Source organism: Actinomycetospora rhizophila (genome assembly GCF_042657905.1).
In the GTDB taxonomy this organism is placed as follows: domain Bacteria; phylum Actinomycetota; class Actinomycetes; order Mycobacteriales; family Pseudonocardiaceae; genus Actinomycetospora; species Actinomycetospora rhizophila.
Genome location: NZ_JBHSKG010000011.1, coordinates 200,073 through 206,815, shown reverse-complemented (window position 1 = coordinate 206,815; position 6,743 = coordinate 200,073). Strand labels below are relative to the sequence as shown.

Genomic DNA, 6,743 nt, shown 5'->3' with positions numbered 1-6,743 from the left:
CGCGCGAGGCCGCCGACGGGGCGGCCCGGCGCGCCGACGAGGCCGCCGCGGCGCGCCGCGCCGCCGAGGACGCGGTGCACGACGCCGACACCCGGGCCGCGGTGGTCGCCGTGCGCGCCGCCGACGCCCGCCACGCCCGCGCCCGCCGTGCCGAGGAGCTGGCCGCAGCTCGCGAGGCCGAGCCCGACGCCGACCTCGCCGCCGCCGAGGACGAGCGGCTGGCCCGGGCCCGCGACGCGGAGCGCGAGCACGAGGCGATGGCGGCGGCGCTCGCCGACGACGACCCCGACACCGTCGAGGCGCGCGTCGTCAACGCCCGCGCCGTCGACGAGCGGCTCGCCGGCGAGGCCGCGCGCCTGGAGCGCGAGCACGCCGAGACCACCGGGCGCCTGCAGGCCGCCGGCCTCGAGGGCTGGCACGACCAGCACGCCGCCGCGGCCACCGAGCTCGAGTCGGCCGTCCGCGACCACGACGCCGTCGCCCGGCGCGCCGCCGCCGCGCAGCGCCTGCACGACACGCTCGCCCGCCACCGCGAGCGCGTGCGCCGGTCCTACGTCGCGCCGTTCCGCACGCAGGTCGAGCGGCTGGCGCGCATCGTGTTCGGGGCCTCGCTGTCGCTCGAGATCGACGAGGACCTGCGGATCACCCACCGCACGCTCGACGGCACCACGGTGGCGTTCGCGGCGCTGTCGAGCGGCGCCCAGGAGCAGCTGGGGCTGTGCGCGCGGCTGGCCTGCGCGGCGCTCGTCGACCCGGCCGACGGGGTGCCGGTGGTCATCGACGACGCGCTCGGCCACACCGACCCCGAGCGCCTCTCCCGCCTCGGCGCCGTGTTCACCACGGCCACCGCGGCGGACGGCGCCGCCCAGGTGATCGTGCTGACCTGCACTCCCGAGCGCTACCACGGCATCGGCGCCGCGACGGTCGTCCCGCTGGCCCCGTCACGCCGCCCCGGCGAGCGCGACCACGAGGCGCCCGCGGCCCCGGGGGACGACACCCCGCTCCGGGCGCCGGGCACGGTCGTCGACCTGCCCCGCGCCCCGCGGGCCGGCTGACGCGCACTGACCCGCGCTGATCACGAGCACCTCGTCCACCCCCCGCGGCGCCCCGCGGTGCCCCACCTACTCCTGATCAGGAGCCGCGCCGCCGTCGCCACCACGCCCGCCACCGCGAGCGACGGTCGTCGGGCGCGGGCAGCTCCACCGGCGGCGACGCGCGGTGCGCCGCGCCGCGCTCGTCCCGCCATCGCGCCACGACGTCGTCGGCGCGCGGCATCGACACCGAGACCTGCGGGCCGTCGGGAAACCGCAGCCACTGGGCGACGCGGGCGGCCAGGGCGGCGACGGTGTCGCGGACCTCGCGCTCGGTCTCCATGTCGCGGACGGTCTCGGGCAGTCGGTCGATCTCGCGGCGCAGGCGCAGCGGGGTCGGGAGGAGCACGTCGTTCGGGATGCCCTCGCGGTCGAGGTAGGAGCGCAGCCACCAGTTCTCGTCGTCCGGCCGGTTCAGTCCGCGCAGGGGCTTGCCGGCGCCGCGCAGCCCGTCGAACTTGCCCTCGTCCTGCGCGTCACGGATCCGCTGCTCGACGATCGACTCGTAGCTCTCCCACCACGCCTCGCCCGGCATCAGGCACCCCGCGCCGGCAGCGCGATCGCGGTGATCACCAGGCCGTCGCGCACCACCCAGCGCCCCCGGAACCCGGTGACCTCGGCCCCGTCCACCGTCGGCCCGGGGACGCGCAGCGACGCCCGGAAGGTCCCGTCGAGGGCGGGCACGAGCTCGGCCTCCTCGAAGCCCAGCCAGGTGCGGGTCAGCGGGAACCACGCCTTGTAGACGCTCTCCTTGGCGCTGAACAGGATCTTGTCCCAGTGCACGTCGGGTGCGGTCGCGGCCAGCGACGCGAGCGCCGCCCGCTCCCCCGCGTCCGACACCGCCCCGAGGACGCCGTCGGGCAGCGCGACGTGCGGCTCGGCGTCGAGGCCCACGGTGCGGACGGCGTCGCGCCACGCCACCGCCGCCGCGCGGAAGCCGGCGCAGTGGGTGATCGCGCCGACGACGCCGTCGGGCCACACCGGCGCGCGGCGCTCCCCCACCGGCACGGCCACGGCCGGCGCGCCGAGCCGGGCCAGCGCGTCGCGCGCGCACCCGCGCGTCGTCGTGAACTCCGCGCGCCGCGACGCCACCGCCTTCGCCACCGCGGGCTCCTCCTCGGGGGCGAGCACGGCGTGCGGGTCGTCGTCGGTGCGCGCCGCGGTGACGACCGCGCCGGGCAGGACGCCGTCGAGGGGGGCCACGCCGGTGGTCACGTCCGGGCCCGCTGCGCGCGCTGCTCCGCCGCCCACGCGGTGAACGGATCGGGACCGTCGCCGCCGGGCCCCGGAAGGATCTCGCGCAGCGCGCCGCGGACGAGGCCGTGGCGCTGCCACTCGCGGGGGTAGCCCACCGAGACCTCCTCGCAGCGCACGCCGTCCTCGACCGTGGTGCGGGGGATGTGGAGGTGTCCGTAGACGACGACCGCGGCGTCGTGGCGCACGTGCCAGTCGGCGGTCGCGGTGGTGCCGCACCAGAGCGCGAACTCCGGATGGCGCAGGATGCGCGTCGGGTGCGGGGTCAGCGGCCAGTGGTTGACCAGCACGGTCGGCAGGCCCGCCGGGCGCTCGGCGAGGCGGGCCTCGGTGCGGGCGAGGCGGTCGGCGCACCACGCGGCCGGGCCGGGGAACGGGTCGGAGGACATGAGGACCTCGTCGGTGCACACCACGCCGGCCTCGCGGGCGGCCTCGAGCGCGGCCTCGTCCGACCAGTCGGCCGGGATCGAGGGCGGCCGCACGCTGTAGTCGTAGAGCACGAACATCGGGCACACGAGGGCCGGGCCGCCGGCTCCCTCCCACACCGGCCACGGGTCCTCCGGGGTCAGCACGCCGAGACCCCGCGCCACGGCGACGAGGTGGTCGTAGCGGGCGGGCCCGACGAGGTCGACCTCGTCGCCCGGCGGGGTCCACAGCTCGTGGTTGCCCGGCACCCAGATGACCGTCGCGAAATGCTCGGCCAGGATCTCCAGCGCCCACGCGACGGTGGCGACGCGGTCGCCGACGTCGCCCGCGACGATCAGCCAGTCGTCGGGGTGGGTCGGGTGCAGCTCGCGGACCAGGTCCTCGTTCTCCGAGCGGTTGACGTGCAGGTCGCTCGTGGCCAGCAGGCGCGGGCCGCCAGTCATGGATCCTCCCGTGTCTCCCGACCCGCCACGGTACGCAAGACCGGTCCCCGGGGCCGGTCACGAGATGTCGGCGGCGCACCCCTTTGGCACCATGAGGCCGTGCCGCCGCGACCCCGCACATCCCTGCCCCTCCCGGCGCGGATCCGGTCGGTGATGGCGGAGGGCGACTACGAGCGCGAGGGTCTGCTCGACGGGCTGACCGGCGACGCGCGCCGCACCCGGGTCTCGGTCCTCGAGTCGCTGGCCGCGGACGGTGTCGACTTCGACGCCATGCGCGACGCGATCGCGCGCGACCGGCTCGGCCTGCTCCTGCTCGAGCGCACCCTGCGTCCCGAGGACGGCCACTCGCTCACCGACGTGTGCCGGGTCGCCGACATCGACGTCGAGGTCGTGCGCCGCTGGTTCCAGGCCCTCGGGCGCCCCCTCGCGCCCGATCCCGACGATCCGATCTACACCGACGAGGACGTCGAGATCGCCGAGCGGATCCACCGCTACCGCAGCCTCGGGTTCTCCGACGAGGAGATGATGCCGGTCGTCCGGGCCGTGGGGCGCGGCGTGCTGAACATCGCCGACGCGCTCGGCGGGCTGCTGGGCGAGGCGCTGCTGCGGCCCGGCGGGCCGGAACCGGAGATGGCCCTGCGCTACGCCACCGAGGCGCGCCGGATCGTCGAGGACGACTCGCTGCACCTGGTGCACCTCGTGGCCGCCGCGCTCGCGGACCGCATCCGCTCGCACGCGCTGGCCGTCGAGGAGTCGAGCGCGGGCCGGCTGCGCGGCGCGCAGGAGGTCACCGTCTGCTTCGCCGACCTCGTCGGGTTCACCGACCTCGGTGAGTCGGTCTCGGCGGTCGAGCTCAGCGAGGTCGCCGAGATGCTCTCCGCCTGCGCCACCGAGGTGTCCGCGTGGCCGGTGCGCCTGGCCAAGACGATCGGCGACGCGGTCATGCTCGTCTCGCCCGACCCCACCCTGCTGGTCACGGCCGCGCTCGACCTCGTCGACACCTGGTCGAAGGAGGGCGACGGCCGCCCGGCCCTGCGCGTCGGGGTGGCCAAGGGCGTCGGGGTGCCGCACGCGGGCGATTGGTTCGGTCCGCCGGTCAACCTCGCCAGCCGCGTCACCGAGACCGCACGTCCGGACCACGTGACCATCACGGCCGCGGTCCGCGACGCGGTCGTCGCCGCGTCACCGGACGACCCGCCGTTCCACTTCCGCGCCGCGGCGCCGCGCAAGTTCAAGGGTGTCCGCGGAGCGCAGCGCCTGTATCGCGTGCAGCGTCGCCCGACCGGGGCTCCCGGCAGCGCCGCGCCCATCGATGCGGTGAATGAGCGGGACGAGCCGATTACCAGCTAGGCCGAACGGAGTACTCCGGTACCGAGGGTCGGAGCAATGGCCGACCATCGGAGAAGGAGTGTTCGCCGTGGAAACGAAGACCAAGAGGCGTCTCGGCGCCATCGGTGGCGGGATCGCGCTGGCCTGCGTCGCCGGGATCGCGCTCGCCGCCTACCTCTCGACCGGTGCCGGCACGGCGGAGGGGTCCTCGACCACCGCCGTCAACTCCACGATCACGCCGGAGAACGGGGCGACCGGCCTCTACCCGGGGGCGACGACCACCACGACCGTCACGGTCAACAACCCGAACCAGTACCCCGTGGTCGTCGCGTCCATCTCGCCCGGGACCTCCAACGCGACCGCCGGCAACTGCCCGGCCGGCACCGTGACCACCGCCGGTCTGACCAACCCGGCCGGCACCATCCCCCCGGGCGGCACCGGGAGCTACACGCTCACCGCGAAGATGATCGGCAACCCGGACAACGCCTGCCAGGGCCAGAGCTTCACGCTGCCGCTGACGGCGAGCCTGGCCTCCGCGGCCGGCTGAGCCGTGGCCGGACGACGCGCCCGCTGGTCGTCGCAGCGACGACTGTCCTGGCGGTGGTGGGCCCGGCGCCTGCCGGCGGTCGGCGTCACCGGTGTCGTCGTCGCCGTGCTGCTGGGCGCCGGGCTCGCCTCGGCGGCCTGGTTGTCCAGCGGCGGCGGCACCGGCTCCGCCCGGGGTGGGCAGGCCCTGCCCCCGACGACGACCGTCGTCGCCGGGTCGGCGATCACCACGGGCCTGCTCCACCCCGGGACCAGCGGCGACGTGAAGATCACCGTCAACAACCCGAACGTCTACCGCGTCACGGTGACCTCGGTGAGCCCCAACGGCGCGCCGACGGCGGCCGGTGGCACGGGCACCTGCACCACCACCGGCGTGACGCTGGCCGCGGTGACGCCCGGCGCCGCGGTCCCCGCCAACGGTTCGGCGACGCTGACCCTCGCGGGTGCGGCGTCGATGAGCAACGCCTCGGAGAACGGATGCCAGAACGCGACCTTCACCATCCCCGTGACCGTCGCGATCACCAGCGCCTGAGGCGGCCCGGCCGCGCGACCGTCGCGACGCTGGTCGCCACGCTGCTGCTCGCCGGCGGCGGGGTGGCGACCGCGGCCTGGCTGTCCACCGGCCCCGGCGCGGCCACCGCGAGGGCGGGCCAGCTCGCCACCCCGACCGGCGTCACGATCGGCGCCATCACCTGCACGACCAGCGGCCTGACGACGACCGCGACCATCCCCGTCACGTGGAACGCGGTCGACGGGGCGTCGCAGTACACGGTGGAGTCGGGGCGCGCGCTGAACCTCGTGCAGGCCGACAAGAAGACCGTCACCGGCACCTCGACCACGCTCACCACGTCGACGCTGCTGCTCAACATCTACGTGCGCGTCACGGCGACCGCCGGGAACTGGACCGGCACGCCCAGCGCGACCGTCGCCAAGCCCGTGACGTGCCCGGCCGCCGGCACGAGCCCGCGGACCGCCTCGACGACGAGCACGACCCCGCCGCCGAGCACCACCCCGACGACCACCACCAGCGAGCCCACTCCGACCTCGACGACCCCGCGCTGAGCGGGTCGCGATGATGGTGGGCCGGGGGCCCGCTCCCCAGCTGCCTGGTCCGGCCCACCACCTCGCCGTCGGCGCCCCCGGGCACCGGTTCACCGGGACTCCTCACCGGTGTGCCGCAGAGCGTGCCCGGACGACCGTGGCGGCACCAGGGGTCCACGCCGAGGTTCACTCGACTCGGGTACGGGTTCACTCGACGTGGGGAAGATCGCGGCGCTGTTCCGTGGCTCGCCGACCCCACGCCGTGACCATCGGTGACGTCGCGAGGTCGGGCAGGCGACCGGCCCGGAGGTTCTCGAGGTGACGATCGACGTCGTCGGACGACGCGTCGAAGAGCTCGGCCAGCGCCGCGAGACGGCTCCCCGCCTCGGCCTGCCGGTTGTCGAGGAGATAGCCGTCGCCGGACGTCACGGCCGGATTCTGCCCCACACGCAGAAAACCCCAGGTCAGCGTGCTGACCTGGGGCTTCGGCTCCTCCGACTGGACTCGAACCAGTAACCCTTCGATTAACAGTCGAATGCTCTGCCGATTGAGCTACGGAGGACCGCTGTGTCCGGGACGGCTCGCGTTCGGACGGGTACCACGCTACCTCACG

General features: G+C 75.6%; 9 protein-coding genes and 1 tRNA gene. 5 read left to right on the top strand and 5 right to left on the bottom strand.

From position 1 onward, the window contains the following. Positions 1 to 1,055 (top strand): ATP-binding protein (locus ACFPK1_RS20770; protein ID WP_378022840.1); only part of this gene is annotated, 1,055 nt, incomplete at its 5' end. Between the two features lie 76 nt (positions 1,056 to 1,131). Here ACFPK1_RS20770 and ACFPK1_RS20765 read toward each other — a convergent pair. The 3 genes from ACFPK1_RS20765 to ACFPK1_RS20755 are packed head-to-tail and all read right to left on the bottom strand — an operon-like array spanning position 1,132 to position 3,214. Next, positions 1,132 to 1,626 (bottom strand): DnaJ family domain-containing protein, encoded by a 495-nt coding sequence (locus tag ACFPK1_RS20765; protein ID WP_378022839.1) that lies wholly within the window; start codon positions 1,624 to 1,626, stop codon positions 1,132 to 1,134. Further along, positions 1,626 to 2,294 (bottom strand): 4'-phosphopantetheinyl transferase family protein, encoded by a 669-nt coding sequence (locus ACFPK1_RS20760; RefSeq protein ID WP_378022838.1) that lies wholly within the window; start codon positions 2,292 to 2,294, stop codon positions 1,626 to 1,628. Before ACFPK1_RS20760 ends, ACFPK1_RS20765 begins: the two co-directional genes overlap by 1 nt. 8 nt (positions 2,295 to 2,302) lie before the next feature. Further along, positions 2,303 to 3,214 carry a metallophosphoesterase family protein gene (locus tag ACFPK1_RS20755; protein WP_378022837.1) on the bottom strand — a complete coding sequence of 304 codons (912 nt, stop codon included), beginning with the start codon at positions 3,212 to 3,214 and terminating at the stop codon, positions 2,303 to 2,305. A 99-nt stretch (positions 3,215 to 3,313) separates the two neighbouring features. Between ACFPK1_RS20755 and ACFPK1_RS20750 the strand changes: the two genes are divergently transcribed. The 4 genes from ACFPK1_RS20750 to ACFPK1_RS20735 all read left to right on the top strand — a co-directional run bounded on the left by ACFPK1_RS20750 (position 3,314) and on the right by ACFPK1_RS20735 (position 6,151). Then, complete coding sequence (locus ACFPK1_RS20750) at positions 3,314 to 4,564, top strand: adenylate/guanylate cyclase domain-containing protein (RefSeq protein ID WP_378022836.1); 1,251 nt, start codon at positions 3,314 to 3,316, stop codon at positions 4,562 to 4,564. Between the two features lie 67 nt (positions 4,565 to 4,631). After that, positions 4,632 to 5,090 (top strand): hypothetical protein, encoded by a 459-nt coding sequence (locus tag ACFPK1_RS20745; protein WP_378022835.1) that lies wholly within the window; start codon positions 4,632 to 4,634, stop codon positions 5,088 to 5,090. A gap of 3 nt (positions 5,091 to 5,093) precedes the next feature. After that, a complete protein-coding gene (locus ACFPK1_RS20740) occupies positions 5,094 to 5,621 on the top strand; it encodes a hypothetical protein (RefSeq protein WP_378022834.1) in 528 nt (175 codons plus the stop codon). Next, entirely contained in the window at positions 5,567 to 6,151 is a 585-nt protein-coding gene (locus ACFPK1_RS20735) for a hypothetical protein (protein ID WP_378022833.1), read from the top strand. The genes ACFPK1_RS20740 and ACFPK1_RS20735 overlap by 55 nt, the downstream gene beginning before the upstream one ends. A 186-nt stretch (positions 6,152 to 6,337) precedes the next feature. On the opposite strand, the gene ACFPK1_RS20730 is transcribed toward ACFPK1_RS20735, so the two are convergent. After that, positions 6,338 to 6,559 carry a hypothetical protein gene (locus ACFPK1_RS20730; protein WP_378022832.1) on the bottom strand — a complete coding sequence of 74 codons (222 nt, stop codon included), beginning with the start codon at positions 6,557 to 6,559 and terminating at the stop codon, positions 6,338 to 6,340. Between the two features lie 60 nt (positions 6,560 to 6,619). Beyond that, positions 6,620 to 6,692, bottom strand: a tRNA-Asn gene (locus tag ACFPK1_RS20725). Between the last annotated feature and the right edge of the window lie 51 nt (positions 6,693 to 6,743).

What these genes read in the sequence shown, in the direction of transcription:
- ACFPK1_RS20765 (WP_378022839.1), bottom strand. Translation starts at nt 1,626, where the DNA reads ATGCCGGGCGAGGCGTGGTGGGAGAGCTACGAGTCGATCGTCGAGCAG.
- ACFPK1_RS20755 (WP_378022837.1), bottom strand. Translation starts at nt 3,214, where the DNA reads ATGACTGGCGGCCCGCGCCTGCTGGCCACGAGCGACCTGCACGTCAAC.
- ACFPK1_RS20735 (WP_378022833.1), top strand. Translation starts at nt 5,567, where the DNA reads ATGCCAGAACGCGACCTTCACCATCCCCGTGACCGTCGCGATCACCAG.